This is a genomic window from Algoriphagus sp. TR-M9 (genome assembly GCF_027594545.1).
In the GTDB taxonomy this organism is placed as follows: Bacteria; Bacteroidota; Bacteroidia; order Cytophagales; family Cyclobacteriaceae; genus Algoriphagus; species Algoriphagus halophytocola.
The window spans coordinates 3,313,701-3,337,273 of the sequence record NZ_CP115160.1 but is presented as its reverse complement, the minus strand read 5'-3'; the positions used below and the strand labels follow the sequence as shown (position 1 = coordinate 3,337,273).

20 protein-coding genes are annotated in these 23,573 nt (G+C 43.2%); 9 read left to right on the top strand and 11 right to left on the bottom strand.

The annotated features are described in order from the left end of the window. Positions 1-23 precede the first annotated feature (23 nt). Both hslU and PBT90_RS13890 read left to right on the top strand, forming a co-directional pair. On the top strand, positions 24-1,421 hold the full coding sequence (hslU, locus tag PBT90_RS13895) for an ATP-dependent protease ATPase subunit HslU (protein ID WP_264811193.1): 1,398 nt from the start codon (positions 24-26) through the stop codon (positions 1,419-1,421). A 28-nt stretch (positions 1,422-1,449) separates the two neighbouring features. After that, positions 1,450-2,184 carry an SDR family NAD(P)-dependent oxidoreductase gene (locus PBT90_RS13890; RefSeq protein ID WP_264811192.1) on the top strand — a complete coding sequence of 245 codons (735 nt, stop codon included), beginning with the start codon at positions 1,450-1,452 and terminating at the stop codon, positions 2,182-2,184. Here the strand turns inward: PBT90_RS13890 and PBT90_RS13885 are convergent. Continuing rightward, a complete protein-coding gene (locus PBT90_RS13885; RefSeq protein ID WP_264811191.1) occupies positions 2,181-2,672 on the bottom strand; it encodes a SixA phosphatase family protein in 492 nt (163 codons plus the stop codon). The genes PBT90_RS13890 and PBT90_RS13885 overlap by 4 nt on opposite strands. Positions 2,673-2,760: 88 nt before the next feature. Here PBT90_RS13885 and PBT90_RS13880 point away from each other — a divergent pair, with 88 nt between their 5' ends. Beyond that, entirely contained in the window at positions 2,761-2,952 is a 192-nt protein-coding gene (locus PBT90_RS13880; RefSeq protein ID WP_264811190.1) for a cold-shock protein, read from the top strand. 61 nt (positions 2,953-3,013) lie between these two features. On the opposite strand, the gene PBT90_RS13875 is transcribed toward PBT90_RS13880, so the two are convergent. Continuing rightward, complete coding sequence (locus PBT90_RS13875) at positions 3,014-5,560, bottom strand: mechanosensitive ion channel family protein (protein WP_264811189.1); 2,547 nt, start codon at positions 5,558-5,560, stop codon at positions 3,014-3,016. 369 nt (positions 5,561-5,929) lie between these two features. On the opposite strand from PBT90_RS13875, the gene PBT90_RS13870 reads away from it, so the two are divergent. Next, positions 5,930-7,432: a trypsin-like peptidase domain-containing protein gene (locus tag PBT90_RS13870; RefSeq protein ID WP_264811188.1), complete on the top strand. Its 1,503-nt coding sequence runs from the start codon at positions 5,930-5,932 to the stop codon at positions 7,430-7,432. A 127-nt stretch (positions 7,433-7,559) separates the two neighbouring features. Next, positions 7,560-8,852, top strand: a complete 1,293-nt coding sequence (locus PBT90_RS13865) for a serine hydrolase domain-containing protein (protein WP_264811187.1) — start codon at positions 7,560-7,562, stop codon at positions 8,850-8,852. Between the two features lie 232 nt (positions 8,853-9,084). On the opposite strand, the gene PBT90_RS13860 is transcribed toward PBT90_RS13865, so the two are convergent. The 9 genes from PBT90_RS13860 to PBT90_RS13820 form a co-directional block, all read right to left on the bottom strand. Beyond that, positions 9,085-10,614 carry a SulP family inorganic anion transporter gene (locus PBT90_RS13860; protein ID WP_264811186.1) on the bottom strand — a complete coding sequence of 510 codons (1,530 nt, stop codon included), beginning with the start codon at positions 10,612-10,614 and terminating at the stop codon, positions 9,085-9,087. Positions 10,615-10,783: 169 nt separating this feature from the next. Continuing rightward, the gene (locus tag PBT90_RS13855; RefSeq protein WP_264811185.1) at positions 10,784-12,145 is read right to left on the bottom strand and encodes a DUF6600 domain-containing protein; all 1,362 of its coding nucleotides are present in this window, start codon (positions 12,143-12,145) and stop codon (positions 10,784-10,786) included. 611 nt (positions 12,146-12,756) lie between these two features. Next, entirely contained in the window at positions 12,757-13,551 is a 795-nt protein-coding gene (locus PBT90_RS13850; protein WP_264811184.1) for an SDR family NAD(P)-dependent oxidoreductase, read from the bottom strand. A 155-nt stretch (positions 13,552-13,706) separates the two neighbouring features. Continuing rightward, a complete protein-coding gene (locus tag PBT90_RS13845) occupies positions 13,707-14,708 on the bottom strand; it encodes a Gfo/Idh/MocA family protein (protein ID WP_264811183.1) in 1,002 nt (333 codons plus the stop codon). Between the two features lie 64 nt (positions 14,709-14,772). Further along, positions 14,773-15,282, bottom strand: coding sequence for a heme-binding domain-containing protein (locus tag PBT90_RS13840; RefSeq protein WP_264811182.1), 510 nt, complete (start codon positions 15,280-15,282; stop codon positions 14,773-14,775). Between the two features lie 167 nt (positions 15,283-15,449). Continuing rightward, a complete protein-coding gene (locus PBT90_RS13835) occupies positions 15,450-16,910 on the bottom strand; it encodes a Gfo/Idh/MocA family protein (protein WP_270129751.1) in 1,461 nt (486 codons plus the stop codon). 266 nt (positions 16,911-17,176) lie between these two features. Then, positions 17,177-18,670 (bottom strand): sodium:solute symporter, encoded by a 1,494-nt coding sequence (locus PBT90_RS13830; RefSeq protein WP_270129750.1) that lies wholly within the window; start codon positions 18,668-18,670, stop codon positions 17,177-17,179. A 3-nt stretch (positions 18,671-18,673) separates the two neighbouring features. Further along, complete coding sequence (locus tag PBT90_RS13825; protein ID WP_270129749.1) at positions 18,674-19,615, bottom strand: dihydrodipicolinate synthase family protein; 942 nt, start codon at positions 19,613-19,615, stop codon at positions 18,674-18,676. Between the two features lie 23 nt (positions 19,616-19,638). Further along, positions 19,639-20,637, bottom strand: a complete 999-nt coding sequence (locus tag PBT90_RS13820) for a sialidase family protein (RefSeq protein ID WP_270129748.1) — start codon at positions 20,635-20,637, stop codon at positions 19,639-19,641. Positions 20,638-21,252: 615 nt separating this feature from the next. On the opposite strand from PBT90_RS13820, the gene PBT90_RS13815 reads away from it, so the two are divergent. Genes PBT90_RS13815 through PBT90_RS13800 form a run of 4 tightly spaced genes read left to right on the top strand, consistent with a single transcriptional unit; the run spans position 21,253 to position 23,540 of the window. Further along, entirely contained in the window at positions 21,253-22,056 is an 804-nt protein-coding gene (locus tag PBT90_RS13815; protein WP_264811177.1) for a MotA/TolQ/ExbB proton channel family protein, read from the top strand. A 57-nt stretch (positions 22,057-22,113) separates the two neighbouring features. Next, on the top strand, positions 22,114-22,443 hold the full coding sequence (locus PBT90_RS13810) for a hypothetical protein (protein ID WP_264811176.1): 330 nt from the start codon (positions 22,114-22,116) through the stop codon (positions 22,441-22,443). A 1-nt stretch (position 22,444) separates the two neighbouring features. Then, positions 22,445-23,077: an ExbD/TolR family protein gene (locus PBT90_RS13805; protein WP_264811175.1), complete on the top strand. Its 633-nt coding sequence runs from the start codon at positions 22,445-22,447 to the stop codon at positions 23,075-23,077. Position 23,078: 1 nt separating this feature from the next. Beyond that, on the top strand, positions 23,079-23,540 hold the full coding sequence (locus PBT90_RS13800) for an ExbD/TolR family protein (protein ID WP_264811174.1): 462 nt from the start codon (positions 23,079-23,081) through the stop codon (positions 23,538-23,540). Positions 23,541-23,573: the final 33 nt, after the last annotated feature.

Sequence of the window (23,573 nt, the reverse complement as noted above, 5' to 3'; positions counted from 1 at the left end):
TGAGTACACTTTAAGCTAACAACATGGAAAAGATACTTTCACTTACGCCCAGACAGATTGTCGCTGAACTGGACAAATATATCATAGGTCAAAATGATGCCAAGCGAAACGTGGCTATTGCGCTTCGAAACAGGATCAGAAGGCTGATGGTCAAGACGGATATCCAAAAGGATATAGTCCCAAACAATATTTTGATGATAGGTTCCACGGGAGTGGGTAAGACAGAAATCGCCAGGCGGCTAGCCAAAGTAGCCAATGCGCCTTTTACCAAGGTGGAAGCGTCCAAATTCACAGAAGTAGGCTATGTAGGTCGGGATGTGGAAAGTATGGTACGTGACCTGGTAGAGCAGGCAGTGGCTTTGGTGCGTGAGCAAAAAAATGAAGAGGTAAAAATCAAAGCTGCAGAGGCAGTAGAAGAGTTGATCTTGGATATTTTGATTCCTCCAGTGAAGAGCGCAGGATTTACCAGAAATGTCCCGGCAAATGTAGAAGATGACTCAGAGCCTAGCAGTGATGCCGAGCTGAATGAAAGAACCCGGGACCGTTTTCGCGAAAAGCTCCGAGAAGGTGAACTGGACGATAGGAAAATTGAGATCAATGTCAAAGCCAGCTCTCCTGTGGGTGTGGGCATGATCGGAAATGGAATGATGGATGATGCCAGCATGTCCGGTCTTCAGGATATGATTTCCAATATGATGCCGAAGAAGACTAAAAAACGTAAAGTAAGTATTTCTGAAGCTCGTAAGATCCTCTTGGAAGATGAAATGGCTAAGCTGGTGGATTTTGATGAGGTAAAGGAAGAAGCCATCAAGCTTGCAGAAAACAATGGTATCATATTCATAGATGAAGTTGATAAAATAGCCTCTAAATCCGGAAAGAACGGTGGAGGTCCTGATGTAAGTCGGGAAGGAGTACAGCGGGATTTGCTGCCTATTGTAGAAGGGTCAGCAGTGAATACCAAGTACGGAGTGATCAACACAGATCATGTTCTATTCATCGCTGCCGGTGCTTTTCATGTGTCCAAACCTTCTGATTTGATCCCTGAATTACAAGGTAGATTCCCGATCCGTGTGGAGCTGCAAAGTCTGACTCAATCAGATTTTTCCAGAATTTTGCGCGAGCCAAAAAATGCCTTGACCAAGCAATACCAAGCTTTGTTCAATGCAGAAGAGGTTTCTCTTGAATTCAATGATGAGGCCATAGAAGAAATCGCACGCCTGGCTTTCCTGATCAATCAGGAAGTGGAAAATATAGGTGCAAGGAGACTTCATACCGTGATGAGTCAGTTGTTGAATGACTTTCTCTTCGATGTGCCAGATACCATCACTGCCAATTCAAAAATCATGGTTACCAGAGAAATGGTCCAAGATCGCTTAAGTACTTTGGTACAAAACCGTGACCTTTCCCAATATATTTTATAATATAGAGCCAATCTTCAATCACCCCACTATGAAGAAATCACTCTTAATCCTAACCGGGCATAGCCAAGGCTTAGGCCGCGCTATACTGGATAATTACCTAGCCAAGGAAAACTTCCAAATCTTGGCGATTTCACGTTCCAAATTGGATTTGGATAGACCCAACCTCACAGAGGTGAGTCTTGACCTTGGCGAGCTAGATGTCCTAGAATCCCGTATGGAAGAGCTACTTCCCGATGGGGATTATGAGCAGGTAATTCTGATCAATAATGCCGGGTGGATCGGAGAAATCAAGCCAATAGGAAGCTTGATGGTAAAAAAGTTAAGATCTCAGGTGAATGTGAATTTATTGGCTCCCATGTATCTGACCAACGCTTTTATAGCCAAATACAAAGCGTATCAAGGCAAAAAGATCATTTGCAATGTGAGCTCGGGAGCTTCCCACAAGCCTATGCAGGGCTGGGGTGGATACTGTAGTACCAAAGCAGCCATAGCCATGTTTACGAAAGTGGCTGCCAAAGAAAATAGCGATGCTGAATTCAGATTTTTCAGCGTGGCACCGGGGATCGTGGACACCCAGATGCAGGACGAAATCCGGCAAGCTTCAGCTTTGGATTTTCCGGAGATTGAGCGATTCAAAAGCTACAAAAGCAATGGAGATTTGAGTTCACCAGAACAAGTAGCATCAAAAATCAGCCACATGCTTGAAAATGAACATCAGTTCACCGAGGTGATTCAGGATGTCAGGGATTTTGAACTGCCTTAAAGAGCTTTCTTAGGATAATCAAAAAACCAAGGTTCTACATGCTCAGGCTTGAAGTTTAGCCAGTGGGCAGCTTGGATTTTAAACCCAAAAATTCCTGAAGTCGGTAGGTTTTCTATATCTCCACCTAGGCTCCAGATCAATTCATTCATTCCCGGATTATGTCCCACCATGAAAATGAGGGAATGTTGATCATCTTGGCCTTGGAGAATTTTTCGTAATAAGCCTGCGGAAGAATGGTACAAATTATCCTGGTAGCTTATTTTGTCCGGATTTATGGCTAAGCCTTCGGCCATAATTATAGCGGTATGCGCTGCCCTTACCGCTGTGGAAGAGAGAATTAGATCAGGGTAAATTCCTTTCTCTTTCAGTCTTGCGGCCATTTTTGGGACATCTCTTAGACCTCTTTCGGCTAATGGTCTTTCGTGATCCGTCAGTTCTGGATAATTCCAGGCTGATTTCCCATGTCGTATCAAAATTATTTTCTTCATATCCTGAAAATAAGAATGATTATTTTGTTTTTTTTAAACGAATATTTACTTTTAACGCTCTTTCAATTCCATTTTATCACAATTTATTATGTTTACCGGAACAGTAAAATTCTACAATGAAGCCAAAGGGTTCGGATTCATCGTTGACGATGAGTCTCAAAGCGAAGTATTCGTACACGCGACCGGATTGGTAGATCAAATCACTCAGAATGACAAAGTAACCTATGACATCAAGGATGGCAAAAAAGGGCCAAATGCCATCAACGTCAAAAGATCATAATAGTATTAGTCTTTTTCGTTAGTGTAATTATCCCCTGTAGCTAGGCTTCAGGGGATTTTTTTTACTCCTTTGGTTCCGAATCATCCGGCGAAATTTCCTCATTGGGTTTGGAGATTGTTTCCTTCCAGTTGCCCGGTAGAGACTTGATGTATAGGTCTCTTTTTGGGAATGGGATTTCAATTCCATTTTCAGCAAATTTTTCAAAAATAGCAGTCATGACCGTTGACCTGCAGTCCAGCCAAACGTCCATGTTTTCCACCCAAAACAATACCCTGAAATCCACGGAGTTGTCATTGAAAGTCTGCATGTACACTCTTGGATTTGGGACTTTGAGAACATCAGATTCCTGCAAGATGTTTTCTAAAATGGATTTGACTAGCTTCATGTCTGAGCCATACCCTACGCCAATGATGAGTTCTACTCTCCGTTTTTTGTCAGAAAGCGTCCAGTTGATCAGGCTCTGGGACAGTAGGTCTCCATTCGGGACTATTATCTCAGACCCATCATAAGCCCTGATTTTACTGGCTCGTATGCCCACATCTTTGACAGTTCCGCTGTTTTGTCCTACCTGAATCTCATCTCCGATCTGAATGGGTCTTTCGAAAGCCAGGATGATACCCGACACGAGATTGTTGATGATGGTCTGAAGTCCAAACCCAATACCTACCGATAATGCACCCAACACAATGGCTATCTTATCAAATGGGATTTTCGCTGCAGTCATGCCGATGAAAAAACCAACTATCAGCACAGCTAATCTAATCAGGAGTACTGAACTTCCTAGGCGTTGTTTTCTGGAATGGGCATTTTTCTGATCCTTGATGGAAGCGAAATAGGCAATGTTATTTGCCAGAAAGGTGGATATATAAAGGATGAAAAGAAATAATAAAATGCTTCCAAATTCAAACTCTGTGTCTCCAAGCACACGGGTTTTGCTTAAGAAATCCACCATCGAGGAGAATAGCTGGTCAAAGTACCCCAAATTCCAAAGTACTCCATAGATCCAGAAGATAGTGGCCACGATAGATAGCCCTCCTTTCATTCTTTTCTGTAAATCTTGAAAATCGAAATAAGAAGTAAAGCCGTCATTCTCTTTTTTGCTGTATTCGATCAAAAGGTACACAGCTTCCAGACATGCTTGGACAAAGAGGTATAAGCCAACAGCCCTGTAAAAACTCACCACCCCGGTGACAGTGTAAATTTTGGCCAGGTTGAATCTGCCCAGGATATTTGCAGCCAAGCCAAAGACTTCCAGTAAAATCATAAAAAGCGCCACCAGCTTCAACAGGCCTGCGCCCGCAAATTCCTTGTCCTTGACATCTTTCCAAACCAGGTATCCCATAAGGATGAAAATGATGGATGAGAACATGATATACCATCTTTCCTGATAGGCGATTTTCCAGTGCAGTCCGCTATAAGCGAGCAAAATGTAAGGGACTAAAAATAAGACCCAATAGCGGTGAAAGGTTTTTCCAAATTGATTTTTGACCAGAAAAGTGGATCCAATCACCAGCAGCAAACTGAGTATGGAAACAAAGACTAATGGAGGGGAATTAAAACTGATCAGAAAGAATGGCAAAAGGCAAATTAAAGTGGACCAAAAGGTGTGCTTGTCGAAGTACTCCACCCGTTGTAATATCAGGTTGGCAAATTCCTTTTCATCAGATATTTTCTTTAATACCCGTTTGAAAATCAGATATAGTCCAAAGGTGAGGAAGATGGCCAGGCTAAAAATGATGGGAAATCTCTGGATGTAAATCAGTAATAATCCAGAATTGAGGAGAATTGAGTCTTTGATTACTTGATTAAAAGTAGTCGTATCATCAAAGTGAGATGGCTCCCAGGGGTAGCCGATTTCCTTGGTCCAGATTTTATGTTCCAGTTGTTTCCTCTCAGAATTGATTAATTGCTGAAGCTCAAGAAAGGTAACCGTATTTGAACTGATCTTGGCTTGGAATCTAGCCACAATTATCTCTTGAGCTAGGAAACTGCTGTCTATGGTATGGATGGATTGGCGGAGGAGGTTAAGTTCATGATTGATGGCAGGGATCAGTGTGGTATCACGTAAACTCAGGTTGAAAACGGTGTCTGTTTTTATTTGCACCAGACGCTCGCCCACATCGGTCAGGACCTCTATCCGGTCTTTAACGTCCTCAGCAAACTGGCTATTGATATCACTAACTATATCTATGAGGTTTTCCATACCCTGCAGATACCTCAGGTTATGTTGTCCTTCAGCCGCCGTTGACTTTTCCTTGAGCGTATTTGCAAAAGCTCTGATGCTTGGCAGTTTGTCTGACATTTCCAGCGTGTCAAGCGGCTCAGATAACTCCATCTTGATTTGATTCAGCGCGATGGCATTGAGCTGAGCTCTATTGATGATTTCTGAAAACACTTTGCCTATATCAGTTGTTTTTCTGCTAGGGACAGATTCCAGACTATCAGGAATAATGAACAAGCTGTCTATTGACTCAATCTTAGAGATTAGGCTTCTGCTACTGTCCTGAGCTATGCTGTCTATGGATGCATTATTGATTGTATCCTGAGCCAGAAGGAAATTGCAGGTCATGGAAAAAATCAAAAGGACTAGAATCAATCTTGAGATCATGGGGTAGAGTTTAAAAATTGATTAAGCATATCAAATCATCACTTGGGAGCTCAAAGGTAATATATGCCTGATTCATGCTCTCAGGTAGACTTTGATAAGTTTAAGATAATTATTTTCAAGCAATGCCCTTAATATTCTTTGGTTTGCCTCAGTTTTCTATAAAGAATAGTTTAATGAACTGTCAATTTGACTGCTTTGGTCAGCTTGCAGGATTGACTGATCTTAAATCAATGCTGAGGAGTAAGGTTAAATACTTAAACACTGCGAAATTCGGTTAATTCATGTTAATTTGGCTTATGACGTATTTTTTCAGGTGTAATATTTGGGATATGCATGGCGTAAATAAATAAAATTTAATTAGGAGGAAATATGAGCAAAAAACAATTCTTTCTGGGACTGCTACTTGCCTCGATTATTGGAGGTATTGTCGCTTTGGCAGGCGTTAGCTTTCTCATTCAGCCCAAAAATGCCACTAGCTTTGACGAAAAGCAAAATGCCAGTTTTGTCAACTTGCTTTCCGACGATGAATTTACGGTCCCGGATGGGATCAATTTTGTGGCTTCTGCAGAACTGGTCACCCCTGCGGTAGTGTACATTCAAAGTGAAATCTCTTATTCTGCCCCTTCTCGAGGCCGGACTAATCCTTTCGAAGAGTTCTTTGGTATTCCCCCTCAGCAAAGAGGGCAGGGAGGCAGGCAGTCTCCACGTGCTGTGAGCTCAGGTTCGGGTGTGATTATCTCGCCAGATGGTTACATTGTTACCAATAACCACGTGGTAGAAGATGCGACCAAAGTGGATATATCTTTGGAAAACAATAAGCGCTATGTAGCCAAGGTGATAGGAACAGATCCTACTACCGATTTGGCATTGCTTAAGATAGATGCTGAAGGCTTGCCTTTCGTGAAATTTGGTGATTCTGACAAAACCCGCATCGGAGAATGGGTGCTGGCTGTAGGGAATCCATTCAACCTAAACTCAACCGTAACAGCAGGGATTATTTCTGCTAAAGCTAGAAATATTGGGATATTAAGAGAGGTGGAAAACAACTTGTCCGTAGAATCCTTTCTGCAGACAGATGCTGTGGTCAATCCGGGTAATTCCGGTGGCGCTTTGGTGAACCTTGCCGGAGAATTAATAGGTATTAATACTGCCATTGCATCCCGTACTGGCTCATATAGTGGTTATTCATTTGCGGTACCGAGTACTTTGGTCAAAAAAGTAATGGATGACCTGATGATGTATGGAACTGTGCAGCGTGGCTTGCTGGGAGTCTCAATCCAAAGTATTTCACCGGAACTGGCAGAGTACCTGGATAAGGATTTTCCAGTGGAGCAAGGTGTTTATGTAGCTGGTGTAAATGAAGGAAGTGGAGGAGAAGAAGCCGGACTAGAAGAAGGGGATATCATCATCGCTGTGGACGGTGTCACTACCAATACTGTGGCCAATCTACAAGAAATGGTAGCTAGAAAAAGACCTGGAGATGAGGTAGAGGTGGAATATTTGCGAAATGGAGAAGCTAGAAAAACCACTGCTATACTGAAGAATTTCTCGGGAAATACAGATATAGTGGAAAAGGTTATTCCTAAAACTTATGAATTCCAAGGCGTCATCTTCGAAGACCTGAGTGATTCAATGAAAGAGGAGCTAAGAATAGGAGGAGGGGCATTGATCTCCTCCGTAGGAGGCGAAAGATGGAGTGATTCTGGGGCCAGACCAGGCTTTATCATTACATCTATCATTACCGAGCGAGGTAGAATCAAAGTTACCGATGTAGAAAACCTTCTGGAAATCCTGGAGGAAGTAGGTGATGAAAATATCGTAGTCTTGGGTATGTTCCAAGACGGAACGGAGTATTACTTCGAACTGGAATAAGCAGAATTTCTAAATAGAAAAAATCTAGCTGGTCGATGTGAATTCATCGGCCAGCTTTTTTATTGGGGTTCGGGTAGATATTACGCTTGATTTTTTAACTTCCTTTTTAAAATCAAACCCAGAACCTATGAAAATCAAATTTTCTCTGTTTACTGCTTGCCTGGCCTTTTTGGTGGGAATAGCAGTTTTTGCCCAAAATCCCAGCATAGTTCTCACGCCGGCAGGCAATCAATCTGCCGATGGAATTTCCGTAGAGCGAATCCATAGGATAGACCAAATGCTCGCAGAAGCTTTAACTTCAAATCAGGTGCCTGGCTTGGTGGCATTGGTGGTGAAGGATGGTCAAATTGTCTATCACGAGGCCAAGGGAATGGCAGATGTGGCTACTGGGGAAAAAATGGCAAAAGACCAGATCTTTCGCATCGCATCCCAGACCAAAGCCATCACTTCTACCGCTGTGATGATGCTATGGGAGGAAGGTAAGTTTCAATTAGATGATCCCATATCCAAGTATATTCCGGAGTTTGCTAATCCTCAGATTTTGACTGGATTTCGATATCAAGATTCTACTTTTTCTGCACGACCTTCACCGCGTGAAATCACTATACGACATCTGCTCACTCACACCTCTGGGCTAGGGTATGGCATGATTGATGGTAATGAGCAGATGAAAATGATCTACCAAAAAGCGGGGATTGTGGACCTTTTTACCACAGAGCCAGTCCGAATCAGCGATAACATTAAGAAGCTGGCAAAGCTCCCTCTGCATCACGAGCCTGGAACCAAATATACCTATAGCGAGGGACTGGATGTGCTGGGGTACTTCATAGAGATCATATCGGGAATGCCATTCGATCAGTTCCTGAAGTCTAGAATCTTTGAACCACTAGGGATGAAGGATACAGGATTTTACTTGAGTGATAGTCAGGGAGAGCGTCTAGTGACTATTCACCACAAGGTAGACGGAAAATGGGTGGCTTTTCCGGAGACATTTTATGACCCGGATTACCCAAAGCAAGGGGCAAAAACCTTCTTTTCAGGTGGAGCCGGGCTATCGTCCACTGCTGAGGATTATGCTAAATTTCTTCAAATGTACTTGAACGGAGGTGCCTATAATGGCAAGAGATTACTCAGCCCAAGCACCATAGCCGCCATTATGCGTAATCAAGTAGGGGATTTGCTTGGAAATGGAGGCAAAGATTATGGATTGGCTTTTGGTCTCGTGGATGAAAATGGAGTGGCCAAAGGAGGTATAGGAAGTCTAGGTACTTTTGACTGGGGCGGGTATTTTAATACGCAGTATTTTGCCGATCCGGTGACCAATACAATTGGTATCATTATGAAGCAAACTCAGGGAAGTACTGGAGATCAGACGGGGTGGAAGTTCCGTCAAATGGTTTTCTCTGCTCTTGAAGAGTAATTGAGAAGAATTTAAAAGTAACAGGCAGGCTTAAGAAAGCCACAGTCTGAATTACTGACTCGATGGCTTTAACTAAAAAAAAACTGTCTCAAAAGTATCGGTTGCCTTCCTGTGCGGAGTCGAAGGGTAATTCCTGTAAATTAGGCTGCCTTTCGACTTTGCTGAATTCGACAACCGATACTTTTGAGACAGTTCCTTGTTAAGGATCGACTATTTTGAAAGAGATGTCAAATCACACCTTGTCCACAGCTAGTTTATAGGTGGGATCCTCTATGACATTTACATCGATTAGCTTATCTGCATTTGCCAGTAATTTTCTGCAGTCAGGGCTGAGGTGCTTTAAATGTACTTTTTTTCCTACTTTTTGGTATCGTTCAGTCAGTTTGTTTAAAGCTTCTATAGCAGACATATCCACCACTCGGCTTTCTTGAAAATCAATGATTACCTCTTCTGGGTCATTCAGTACATCAAACTTTTCATTAAACGCAGAGATTGAGCCAAAAAACAGCGGGCCAAACATTTCATAGTGCTTTATTCCATCAGCATCAATACGTTTTCTGGCTCGGATTCTTTTGGCATTGTCCCAAGCAAAAAACAAAGCCGCCAGGATCACACCTATCAAAACTGCCAGAGCAAGATTGTGAAGGAAGGCGGTTATCAAGGTTACCAAAACCATCAGAAAAACATCTGATTTAGGCATTTTGGTAAAAGTGCGAAGACTGGCCCATTCAAAAGTTCCTATAGAAACCATAATCATCAGCCCCGTGAGTGCTGCCATTGGTACTTGCTCGATCAGGCTAGAACCAAACATAATAAAGACCAAAAGCATGACAGAGGCCACAATCCCAGACAATCTGGCTCGTGCCCCTGAGGAAATATTAATCAAACTTTGACCTATCATAGCACAACCGCCCATTCCGGAAAATACGCCAGAAAGCATATTGGCAATACCCTGGGCCACCGCTTCCTTGTTGCCACGGCCTCGGGTTTCGGTGATTTCATCAATGATATTCAGCGTCAGCAAACTCTCTATTAATCCAACACCTGCGACAATGGCCGCATAAGGGAAAATGATTTGTAAGGTTTCGAAAGTCAGTGGAACTGCAGGAAGGTGAAAAGGAGGGAATCCGCCCTGAATGCTGGCCATGTCGCCCACGGTTTTGGTGTCTAAGTTTAGCAAAGACACTACTCCGAAAACTACCAGAATTGCAGTCAAAGAAGAAGGAATGGCTTTCGTGAGCTTTGGTAAACCCCAAATGATCAGCATAGTCAACAGCACTAAGCCCATCAAAATGTACATGGTGTTGCCGGTAAGCCAGTTTCCATTAGCATCTTTAAATTGGTCCAATTGGGACATGAAGATGATAATAGCCAGCCCATTTACAAAACCAAAAATCACGGGATGAGGCACTAAGCGCATCAGTTTTCCTAGTTTTAAAGCACCAGCTGTAACCTGTAAAATGCCTGCTAGGACTACCGCTGCAAAAACATATTCTACCCCATGCGTAGCAGCCAAACTGACAATCACTACTGCTACTGCGCCGGTGGCTCCTGAGATCATTCCCGGTCTACCACCCAATATGGAAGTGACTAGCCCCATCATGAAAGCGGCATAAAGACCAGTGAGGGGAGATAACCCCGCAATAAATGCAAAGGCAACAGCCTCTGGAATCAAAGCCATAGCTACGGTAAGCCCGGATAAGACTTCTGTTTTATAATCTACTTTTTGGCTAAAATCGAATAGGTTGAAGTAATGTTTCAATGGATTTTGATTTGCGCGAACCTGTTCGCTAGGTATGAAAACAAGTGGCAAAGATAGACAAAAAGAATGATGCGGAATATTATTTGGCGAAACTAAGGGCTTAGATACTCGCCTCCTCAAACAAAAAAAGCATAACCGGTTGGCTATGCTTTCTTGTTAAGGTTTGAAATCAGATTGTGTTGCCTCTGGATCTACTGCTTCCTGTAGAGGAAGAGCTACTGGAGGATGACCTTGAGCTCTTGCTAGAAGATGAAGATCTGGCCGGGGTGCTCTTCGTGCTAGTTCTGCTGGGGCTACTTTTTATTCTGTTTGGAGTGGATTGGCTTCTGGCAGGAGCAGCTTTCTGCTTAGGAGCAGATTGGCTACGTGTAGAGGTTCTGGGACTGGAACTTTGAGTTCTGGCAGGAGTAGATCTAGTTTCTGTAGTTCTATTGCTTGGACTAGACTGAGCCGATGGTCTGCTCGGTCTAGTTTCGGAATTTCTGGAAGCAGGAGCTTGGTTTTGCCGACTAGGTGTGGCGCTTCTGGTCTGAGAGCCGGAATAAGGCTTGGTTTCGAAACCACTTCTAGAGGGGCTTGTTGAGCTCGGTCTGCTTGTTGAGCTTGATTTTCTCGATGGCGATGATGGACTTTCTACAGATCTAGAAGATCTGGCCGGAGTACTCGCTGATCTTTCAGATACAGACTCCGATCGTGTTCCCACTCTGGATGGACTCACTGAAGGTTTGGTTCTAGCCTGACCTGGAGCCAGGGTTCTAGAAGGTCTAGCGGCTACTTTGGTTTCTCTTGCGCTTTGAAGGTCTGGGCGATATACATTTACAGTATTTCTGGAAACAGCCACTCTTCCTGGTGATCGGCTGTTTTGCACCCGCAGCTCCGGATAGGATCTCCTGGTCACGCGTTCCACATCTCTTCGGGATGGACCGGCATAGTAATGATTGTTATTGTACACCACCGTATTGTTAATGATGGTAGTACTGTTGTAAATGTTTACTCTTCTGGCTCTTGGTACGCAATAGGAATATACGTTGCGATATACAAACCTTCTCTGAGGGACAAATATCCAATGAAAAGCAGGGATGTTGACTCTGACACTAACGCTAAAGCCCGGTCCCATAGGAGCCCATCCGTAGTACCCTCCTCCTGTTCTCCAGTCCACCCAGGCCGGACCCCACTCGTAGCCCGGGATCCAAGCCCAGCTTTGGAAGTGCTCATCATAATACCAACGACCATAGTGGAATGTCGCCCAGCCCCAGTCATATTCTGAAACCCAAGTGTTGCCATAGCTGGTCATGACCCAGTGACCGTTGGTGCCATAGGGATGGAAGTCCTGATAAACTGCCGGAAGCCATACGTAGCCATATCGTGCATCTTTGACCCAGTCGCCATAAGGCATCAATTCGTCATAGAAAACCTGAAAAGACACGCCTAAAGGGGATTCGGCTTTGGCTTCATTTGGGTTCAACCATGCTAGGGCAAGGATCCCTATAATCAAGGATTTCATCCATCGTGGTACTGTTGGAGTTTTCATAATAAGTGGGTTTAGTGATTAAATAACTGTTAGTGGTTTTTACCGATTTGATGACTTGATCGTTTTTAATGTAGATGCAATTTTTGTCAAAAAGGATGCATGCATACTAAAACCAAAATCAGGCCAAAAATCCTATCTTTCTGAAAATGAATGATTGGTTGTTTGCTTTTACGGTAAAAAATGGGTTAATGGTTTCGGTAAATATTAAAAATAACCTAATAATATTTTAAAACTTATGTACTTATATAAAAAAATAAATTAACTACTTTTTGCCAGATAGATTATTTTTAAGAAAACTCTGGGCTTTGCTGATAAAAAGCAAGACTTGAAGCGGTGAATAAAAATTCACTTTTTTTCTAGAAAGCTCGTTTTTGCTGAAGTTTTCGGGGGTAGGCTAATAATAAAGCCCTGCTTCAAATTCAAAACAGGGCTTTGTATTCAACTATTTTCTGTATATCTGCTTTTCTGCCAGTAAGGAGGCAAAAGCAGCCTAGGGTATGTTAAACTTAAGAATTGAGGCCACTTCGGTCTTCTGGCCGGTTATAAGTAGAGTAATATTAGTTACTGGCATCATTCCGTATATCCATGAGCTATTTTTTTTGCTTTAGTCATTAAATAATGGATTTCACCAGACCGCCTTCCACACGAATGGAAGCGCCATTGGTGGCAGATGCCAAGGGGCTGGAATAGTAAACCACCGTATCGGCAACCTCTTCCACTTTGGCAAATCGCTGAATGAGGCTGGTAGGTCTCATGTCCTGGAAGAATTCTTTCTCAACCGCATTTGTAGACTTTCCACTGGACTCAGACAGGTCTTCTATGAATTTGCCCACACCTCTGGATTTGGTAGGGCCTGGCAAAATTGAATTTACGGTGACATCAGATCCTTTGGTGAGTTCTGCCAGACCTCTGGCCACAGCTAACTGTGCAGTTTTGGTCATGCCGTAATGGATCATTTCGTCTGGGATGAACACTCCAGATTCACTGGAGATGAAGATGATTCTCCCCCAGTTTTTCGCTAGCATTTTAGGGAAATACTGTCTGGCCAGCCTTATCCCGCTGAGTACATTGATTTCGAAAAACCTAAGCCAATCTTCATCGGGGATGTCCACGAATGCTTTTGGTTCAAAAATTCCAGCATTATTGATCAATATATCTACCTCAGGTAAGGCTTTCAATAGCCTGTCTACCTCTTCCGATTTGGAGAAATCAGCTGGAATACCTGAGACTTTTTCGCTTCCGGTTTCTGATTTTAGCGCTGAGATGGCCTGATCCACGCTTTCCTGCGACCTGCCGTTGATGATTACTGTGGCGCCTTCATTGAGGAATCTTTTTGCTATCGCAAAGCCAATTCCCGCCGTGGAGCCACTGATGAATGCGCTTTTGTCCTCTAGTTTTAAATCCATTGTTCGTGATTTTTAAAAATGATCATTTTGAGCAGCATGTGGCTGCATGATAGGGTAAACTAATGTAAAGAGCAGAAAATTCGAATGAGGTTGAGAAAATGGTGAGCTAATGTATGTTTTTCTATACTTGAGCAATTCGTTTTTGATTAAGTAACTCAAACGCTCTCCTTGACCAATTGATCCATTACCCAGTTTGCTCTGGCTCCGCTGTTTCCTGTACTATTGCAAAAACCTGAGCCTAAAAGATCCTCAACTATGGTTTTGATCAAAGGCTGCTGGATGTGCTTTGGTAAGTCAAATGAGAATATTTCTTTTCCTTTTCCGTCAGATTCCAGGGTAAACTCTCCTTTCCCAAAAGTTTCAAATCGAACTGTAGCTTTGCTTCCGTAAATGATGGTTTCGTCGATTTCAGCTTTTTCCGAAGTGGTGAAGCACCAGTTTCCGGATCCGAGTACACCGGTTTCAAAAACAAAGCTTCCAGTTACGATGTCTTCAGCTTCGTAGGTATGGGCCTGATTCGAAGAAAAGCCGTTGGCATGGGTGATTTTCCCAAAGAAAAAATCCATTAAGTCCAATTGATGTGATGCTAAATCAAAGAAATATCCTCCGCCAGCCAGTTCAGGGTCTACGCGCCAGTTGGTCTCTACTTTGGTGATCAGCGAAGCATCCAGTTTTTGCTTGAGGTTAATGTGGACGGTCCTGATTTCTCCCAGCGCACCCGTATCTATCAATTCTTTGATTTTGAGAAAATGTGGAAGTTCCCGGCGGTAATAAGCGACATATAACGGTACACCAGCCTGCTCACAGGCATCTATCATTTCCAAGCATTCTGAATGGGTGCGGGCCATGGGTTTTTCCACATATACAGGTTTCCCTGCACTTGCGGACATTTTGGCGAGCTGCAAATGAGCCTTTGGTGGAGTGGCAATGTAGATTGCGTTGACCTGGGGATCATTGATTAGGGATTTGGCGGAGGTGTACCATTTTGATATGCCGTGCCGATTAGCATAGTCTTTCACCTTATCTTCCGAGCGGCGCATTACTGCTTCGATTTTGCTATGGGGGATCAGATTCATGGCCGGGGCGGATTTTACTTCGCAGACATTGCCTACTCCTAAAATTCCCCATCGAACTTCGTTATCTTGGATTTTGCTCATCTGCTAAAAATAGCGGATATGCACGAAAGTAATCCCATGTAGAATTGAAAAAATCGGAGAGCTTTTACTGTCCTGGCGGCGGTCCCCTCCTTTTCATTACTAGACTGTCTGCCGGATAAGTGGCTTTGAGGTAGTCCATCTGTGCTTTTGCCCATTCGATGATCTCATTTCTTTGGCTCTCCGTAAGGTCGCCTTCCGGATGTAGCCCGAAATAGGTATAAGACTCCAGTGGCATTTCTTTACTTTCTACCAGTTCAATGGTTTCATCCAGTTTGTGGTTTTGATAGGCTAAGGGTCTATTGGTGAATTCAGAAAAATTCAAGCTTCTTTTGCCATCCGTGATGTGACTATTCAGCCAGAGCCCTATGGGTTCCAGATGTGCATACCATGGATACTCGCTTTTGTTGCTGTGGCAGTTATAGCATGCATTGTCCAGCAGTACGCTGATGTTATCGGGCATGTCATAACTTTGGGAAATGTGATGTTGGTTGTCATTGCTTTCATTGGTCTCATAAGGGATAAACTGAATAGCAATGAGGACGACTAAAAGAGCTAATCCTATTTTTTTGAGCATGACTGAAAAGTTTTGGAGCTGCGCTAATAATTCAATACTAGCTTAATTTAACAATAATTTGTCTAAATGAAATAATTGAAAAGTTTACCAGACAGATGTTTTTTGGCTAAAAACTAAAAAGCGGCAACTTAATCAGGCTGCCGCTTTGGGGTTTTTGTGCCGGGGAATTACATCCCGAAACCTTCTCTGTAGGTTCTTCCTACAAATTGATTGGCATCTTCCAGGTTGGTGATCCGGAGATTGTCACCATCCCAAAGTAATTTTTTACGTCCGTAAAATTCAGGTTGCCCTTTGCTATTTTCTCTTCTGAGCAGGTAGCTTCGGATGGCCAGGTTACCCATTAGTACGGTTTCAGTCATTGGCCCAGCATAGTCGAAAGAGGAGGTGAGGCCTTTATGCTCTTGGCTTCCAAATCCTGCTTTACAAGCATCCACCCATTTTCTTTGGTGCCCATATTCTGGTTCTATGTTTGGTTCAGTCTCTGGTCCGAATTCTGTGGTGCCGTCATTAAGGTAAAGCTTTGGCATCAGCGGAGAGGAGTCATTGATGTTGGTAGAGATGATTCCTTTTTCACCAATGATCAAAACGCCGTTAGCACCGCCGCCTATTTCCTGGTCTGCCGGAATGATATCCGGGTGCGCAGGTTTGATGCCACCGTCCATCCAGGTCATTTCTATAGGAGATTTGCTTTTGGCAGTCTCATCAAAATGCAGGGTGATAAACGATGAGGCAGGACATCCATCAGGATGATAGTCTGGAGTCCACATGCCGCTGTAAACGGAGCCTACACTGCATTCAGCGTCTTTGGGATAGTGTAGTCCCAGCGTTCGGAAAGGAATATCAATCAGGTGGCATCCTACATCGCCCAGTGCCCCTGTGCCATAGTTCCACCAGCCTCTCCAGCTGAAAGGATGAAGTCCTGGGGTATATGGGATTTCCGGAGATGGGCCCAGCCAAAGATCCCAGTCCAAGGCTTCAGGTTTAGCGCTCGGTTTTGGTGAAGGAAAGGCGCCGCCCTGTGGCCAAACCGGCCGATTGGTCCAGACTTCTACCTTGTGTATTTTCCCGATTTTATCATCGTCGATCCATTTTTGCACCATATTGAGCAAGTCATTGGAGCCGCCTTGGTTGCCCATCTGAGTGACTACCTTTTGGCTTCTAGCCAATTCAGTCAGCATTCTGGCTTCTTTGATATTGTGGGTCATGGGTTTTTGCACATAGACGTGCTTACCGCGATCCATGGCATATTTGGCAGCTGGACCATGGACGTGATCCGGAGTGGAAATGGTCAATGCGTCAATGTCCGTCTCTTTGTCCAGCATTTCCCGATAGTCTGCATATAATTTTGCCTTCGGGAAAGCTTCTACGGAAGCTTTGGCAGAGCCAGAAAAATCCACATCACAGAGTGCTACTACGCGCTCTCTGCCTTTGACTGATGCATTTCTAATATCGCTGGCGCCTTTGCCACCGGCACCAATTGCCGCTAGATTCAACTGGTCACTTGGGGAGATAAAACCAACGCCGCCCAGCACATTCCTCGGAACAATCATAAAGGAGGATGCTATTGCAGCATTTTTGATAAAATCCCGGCGTGACTGATCCGAGCTTGGCTTCTTGGGTTGTTTCATAACTGTATGCTTTGAGGTTTAATGTCTCCCAAATTAGGGATTAATATCTATCGATGGAGTTAATTTAAAGTGAAGAATTAGGAAAGTACATCAACTTGTGATGGACGGAAAAAATATTGAGGCTGGTCCAAAAGGTTTCTCAGTATCTGCAGGGGCGGAGTACGAGGCCTTTTCCTGTATTTTAGGCTACATTTTGATTTCGCATAATGTGCCAAGCGATACTTTTGAGACAGCCTTTTCTATTTAGGGTGTCATTCAAGTTGTTTTTATGGTTTCGTTTTTGAAGGATCCTTGACCAGGACAGTCAATAAAAAACCGGTGATAAAAATAGCTAATGTCCCAAGTACAATAGTCATATTGGTATGAAGCGGGTTGATGAGGGGAGAGTCAGCAGCAAAAATATATGAGCCCAAACTCATCCATGCGATTAGTATTACCCCTACAAAGACCGAAATTGAAGCCTGTTTGCTCCTGGTGCTCTTCACGATAAAGCCTAAAAGGAACAAGCCTAAAATACCACCGGAAAATATAGATGCTAAAGCCCACCAGGCATCCAGTGCACTTGCCACCCCATTGAATGCCAGCCCTACAGCTATGCTCATCAGTCCCGTAAACAAAGATGAAACTAAAAGTACATTCATCTCTTGCTTTGCCGAAGGCGATTTGTTGATGTATTTTTTATAATGATCAGAGAGTAGGACTGTTGCTGAGCTATTCACACTGGTGGATACAGTACTCATGCCCGCTGCAAAAATAGCCGCGATCAGGAGTCCGGTGATCCCGCTTGGTAAGCCAGTGACTATGAAATATGGGAAAATTTTATCTGCGCTATTGATGGCTTGAAGCTCGCTTGGCAGTAGTTCTGGATGCACTTGGTAGTAGGCGTACAAGGCTGTGCCTATCATGAAGAAAAGCAGTGATACCGGGATATAAAGCATGCTTCCTAGCCAGGTGGATTTGATGGCTTCTCTTTCCGTTTTTGCACTGAGGTAGCGCTGCACATAACTTTGATCCACACCGAAGTTTTGCAGATTGATGAAAAGCCCATAAACCAAAATCATCCAAAAGGTGGATGTGGTAAAATCTAAATCGAAACTCCCCAAGCCGAGTTTGTCATCTTGGTAGGCTATTTCTACGATCTGACCCAATCCCCCGGGCATCGAGAAAACAAGCACACCCAGACAGGCCAAAGCACCGCCGATCAGCACTATTCCCTGAATAGCATCTGTCCAGATCACTGCTTCTATTCCGCCTAGCATGGCATAGATCATGACACTGATCCCAGTGACTATAATAATCAAAGAAATGCTCCAGCCGAAAAGCGCATTCATCGGCAAAGCAAGCAGGTACATGATCGCACCCATTCGGGCGAGTTGTGTGAAAAGATAGCAAGCAGAAGCATAGGTCCTGGCCCAAGGCCCAAACCGCTCTTCCAAATAGAAATACGCAGATTCGCTATTGAGTCTGCGGTAAAGTGGGACAAAAAACCGGACAGCAACCAGAGCTGCAAGAGGGATGGAGAGACTGAAGACGAAGCCGTTCCAATTACTCAGGTAGGCATTGCCCGGAAGAGCCAAGAAACTGATGCTACTGACGAAAGTTGCAAAGATCGACATCCCAATGGCCCAAGAAGGGATTTTACCTCCGCCTCGGGTATAGTCTGCAACCGATCTCTTCCGAAAGGAAAATGAAACCCCAAACCCCACTATGGCCAGCATGTATAAAAGGAATATGACTAAATCGAGAACTGGAAGATCCATTGGTTAAAGTTTTTTCTCCTTTAAGTAGGAGTTGACTCTAGCCTCCACGACTTCATATTTTTTCTTAAGCGTAGCTTTTTCACCTTCTGAGTAGGCATAAAGCGGTAGTGCCAAAATACCTTTGCAATGCCCCTCAAAGGACATGGCCGCTTTCAGACCTTTTAGGTAGGCGGATTGATAATCGACATGACTGTACAGATTTTGACTTAGGAAAAGTACATTCGCCTGTAATGTCTCGATTGCTTCGGAATCAGTTTTTTTGATGGCCTCGTATAATTTAACATAGAGTTTTGGGAAAAGATTAGCCCCACCGGCGACACAGCCGTGGCCCCCCATGTTTATGCTTTCAACCATTTTCTCTTCAGGGCCTATCAGCAAAGAAAATTCATTAGTATCCTCAAAAATCCTGCATAAGCGATTGAAATATTCCAAATCATTAGAACTGTCTTTGATGCCGATAATATTTGGATGTTCGGAAAGGATCTTTACACTTTCTGGGGCAATGCTGATCCGGGCGTGGGAGGGGATATTATATAGCATTAAGGGTAGCTCAACCTGATCTGCCAGCTTCTCATAATAGTTGATCAACTCTACCTGATCCAATCGCATATAAAAAGGAGGTGCAGCTACTACCGCCTGGGCCCCGCAATCTGCTGCTTTGGCGGCATAACTTAGACTTTGGTTAAAAGAGCAATCTGTAATTCCTACCAGAACCGGAATGCGCTTGTTGATTTTGCCGCAGGTAAGGGAGATTACTTCGTTTTTCACCTCTGTACTCAAACTTGAAAATTCTCCGGTGGTGCCCAGGATAAAAACCCCATGAACTCCACCTGCTACGGTATGTTCCAGAATATTAAAGAAGCTCGGGTAATCCAGCGTGAAGTCCTCATGAAGCGGTGTAATTAAAGGAGGGATAATGCCCTGAAGTGGTTTGCTGAGATTCATTAGTAAGGGTTTGAATGGTTGTGTCAGATTGCTAAGGCTACATGTTTTACCTTAACTCGATTATAAGTATAAGAAATATGAACTGTTTCGTCAGCAGCTTGAATAATGGCAGGATAGCTGAATTCACCTTTTTTTTCGTCTTCAAGTACAATAAGTTCTTCCCAGTTAATCCCATCTTCGGAGCCCAGCAGCACCAGTTTGTTACGCCCTTTTTTGATCGGATTGCACACGAGTAGGTGATAGCCATTGTTCAGCGTGACTCCGTCGATCCCTGAATTGTTGTTCACCAGATTGCTGGCCACTACAGGGCTCCAGGATTTACCCTGATCCTCTGACCAGGTAACACCTATTTTTCCTTCTTGAGTACGGCAGAGCATTTGTAGTTTTCCATTTGGATGATGCAGTACTGTGGGTTGTATGGCGTTAAATGAGCCGTTTTCAATCGGGATTTTTTTCCAGTCTGTTAGGTTTTGCGTGCTGGTCTCTGCATGGATGGTCCATTTGTCATTGGTTTCTATGCTGCTTGGGCTAAAAATACTGCCGTCGGCCAGTCGAACCGGTTTGTTTTTGATCGGGCCCAAAAGCCCATCTGGGATTTTTATTTCTTTTGACCAGGTTTTACCCTGGTCATGGGAGGTTTTATAGACTCCCCACCAGTCCCTGGGGGTAGGGCCCACTTTATAATACAATATGATTGTCCCATCATCTTTTTTGTACAGTACAGGATTCCAAGTGGGATACCTCAGGTCATTATTGACCACTCCATCTGCCACCTTGACCGGGCTGCTCCATTTTCCCTGGGATAATAGAGCGGTATAAATACTTACATCCGGATGTCTTTCGTGGGTGCCTCCAAACCAAGAGGCCAAAATTCCCCGGTCTGTTTGCACCAGCGTGGAGGCATGGCACTCTGGAAATGGAGCAGATTCGTAGATAAATCCCGAACTGATGATTTTCACATCGGGTTTTTCAGCTGAGCTTACTAAGCTGATGACATGGATAATTAACCAAACAAATAGCATAAGCAAAAAAGGTAAATGCGCCAATAATCAAATAAGAAATACTAAGACTATGGATATTCCATCCCGTGCTTACCTGTTTTTAGACAAAGTACCAATGGAAGTTGAAAAATAACTTCAGGGTGGTATTCTGATTGAAGCAGGGAAGCAAAAGCGTTTTTTCTGAGCGATGATAGGTGCGGTATCAAAAGCCTATAGAAATGCTTTGGGATTTAATTCCAGAATTAAAGCAATTTAACAGTGAAAACTTTCGGTTATGTACTAAAAGTGCGACTTTAGAGAAGAATAGCGAAATTAGGCGTAGATTTAAAATCCAATTAATCAGGTAATTCTGAGATTTTACAAAAAAGGTTCCTTCTCTGATCAGATTTTATTTTTGATTCTGCGAAAAAATAAGAACCTTACCGGCGAGTTTGGAAGATTTAGGACTTGATTCGAGTAAAAGGAATAACGTCCGCTTGTGTAAAAACTTGTTTAATCTTGAGAATTAAGCCTGATTTTTCACAAAAATCTAAAAGAGTCCATTGTTTTTTGAATTTAAAAAATGATAACTTTAAAACTCGATTTTAGTGTAGAAACCATTTAACCTTTATCAAAAGTCTATTTAAAAATCACATTATGAGAAAGTTAATCGCTTTGTTCATGCTCGCAGGCATCCTTTTCGCTCCTGTTATCACTAACGCACAAGAGGCAGATTCTGCAGCACAAGAAGAAACAACCCCAGTAGCAGTTGAGCCTGCTGCATCTCCCGCCATTGTAGATGATGAGATCGTCGCAGAGGAGCAAAGCTTCCACCAAGTAGTAAAAGAGAAGTTTATTGAAGGTGATCCAATCTACATGACTCCGGTATTGATCTGTTTGATCTTGGGTCTAGCAGTAGCATTGGAAAGAATCATCACATTGAACTTGGCTACTACAAACACCAAAAAATTATTGATCAAAGTAGAAGATGCATTGGCGTCTGGCGGAGTTGAAGCCGCTAAGGATGTTACTAAAAGCACAAAAGGCCCAGTAGCTTCTATCTTTACTCAAGGTTTGATGAGATACTCTGAGGGTATCGAAATGGTGGAAAAATCTATCATTGCCTACGGATCTGTAGAAATGGGTAGATTGGAAAAAGGTCTAGTATGGATCTCCCTATTCATTTCACTTGCTCCAATGTTGGGTTTCATGGGTACGGTAATCGGTATGATTGGTGCATTCGACTCTATCGAAGCAGCTGGTGATATCTCTCCATCCCTAGTAGCAGGTGGTATTAAAATCGCCCTTTTGACCACTGTAGCTGGTTTGATCGTAGCGATTATCCTTCAGTTGTTCTACAACTACTGTGTAGCTAAAATCGATTCTTTGGTTAACGATATGGAAGATGCTTCCATCTCTTTGGTTGACATCTTGGTTAAGCACAAATTGACTGGTAAGTAATCCGTCAGATTTGTTGAAACTTAAATAAACTAGTTAACCCCAAAGAAAAGCTACATTATGGATACTTATGACATCTTATTATACGGAAGTTACGTCCTGATCGGTCTAGGAGCAGTTGTGGCGATTCTAATGCCTTTAATCAAGTCATTGGATAACCCAAAAAGCTTACTGAAAACCGTTGTAGGGATCGTCGGGATAGTAATATTGTTCTTTATTGCATACTCTATCTCCAGCAATGAAGTACTTCCGAAATTCGAAGCAGACCCTTTCAACCTGACTCCTGCCGGATCTCAGCTAGTTGGCGGAATGCTTATCACCACATACATTCTTGCAATCTTTGCTTTAGTTAGCATTGTATTTACAGAATTGAATAAAGCGATAAAGTAATATGGCCAGAAAGAAAAATAGAATGAGTACGGAGGTCAATGCAGGCTCTATGGCAGATATTGCTTTCCTGCTGCTGATCTTCTTTCTCGTCACCACTACGATCGCATCGGATAAGGGTATTTTAAATATCCTTCCTCCGAAGCTAGACCCGAACAATCCTCCTCCGGAGATTGACCTGAACGCTAGAAATATCTTTAACATTCTGATCAATGCAAACGATCAGCTTTTGGTGGAAGATGAGTTCAGAGATAATTCTGAAGGACTAGATGAGGATGTGAAGGCGTTTATTTTGAACTTCGGTGCTCCTAATGAAGAGGCTACAGCCCTATACAATGGCTTGCCGTCATCTCTAAAGGCTTTGGCTAAAAGAGATCCGGAATCCTCGGATCATCCAGGAGAAGCAGTAGTTTCTATCAAGACTAACCGTGGTACTAGCTACGAAAAGTATCTTGAAGTATTCGATTTGGCAAAGAAAGCCTACTTCGATATCTATGCTGAGCGTGTCAACCTAACTACAGACGAGTATAGAGCTCTGTCTGGTAAAGATGACGCAGAAGTAAGTCTTCAAGATCGAGGAAAAGAAGGAATCCCTATGGCGATTTCAATTGCAGAACCTGATAAAATAGGTAGTTGATATGGCAAAGTTTGGAAAGAAACAAAAAGTATCGGAGAATATCCCCACCTCAGCGTTGCCGGATATTATCTTTATGCTACTCTTCTTCTTCATGGTAACTACCGTGTTGAGAGAACAGGAAATATTGGTTGAACAGAAGATCCCTGCGGCTACCCAGCTTCAGAAACTTCAGAAGAAAACCTTGATTTCTTACATTTTCATAGGAAAGCCAAAGGATACAGCTACTTACGGTACAGAGCCTAGAGTTCAGGCCAATGATGCCCTAATGGCTACTTCGGATATCGTTCAGTGGGTAAACCAGGAGCGTGATATGCTTCCAGAAGCAGATCGAGGTCTGATCACTATTTCTATGAAAGTGGATAGAGATGTGAAAATGGGTCCTATATCTGATGTTCAGTCTGAACTAAGAGAAGCTGACGCGAGACGAGTTCTTTATGCATCTATAGGAAAAGTACAGAAATAATATATTCTTATTTACAATATCAAAGCTATCCTG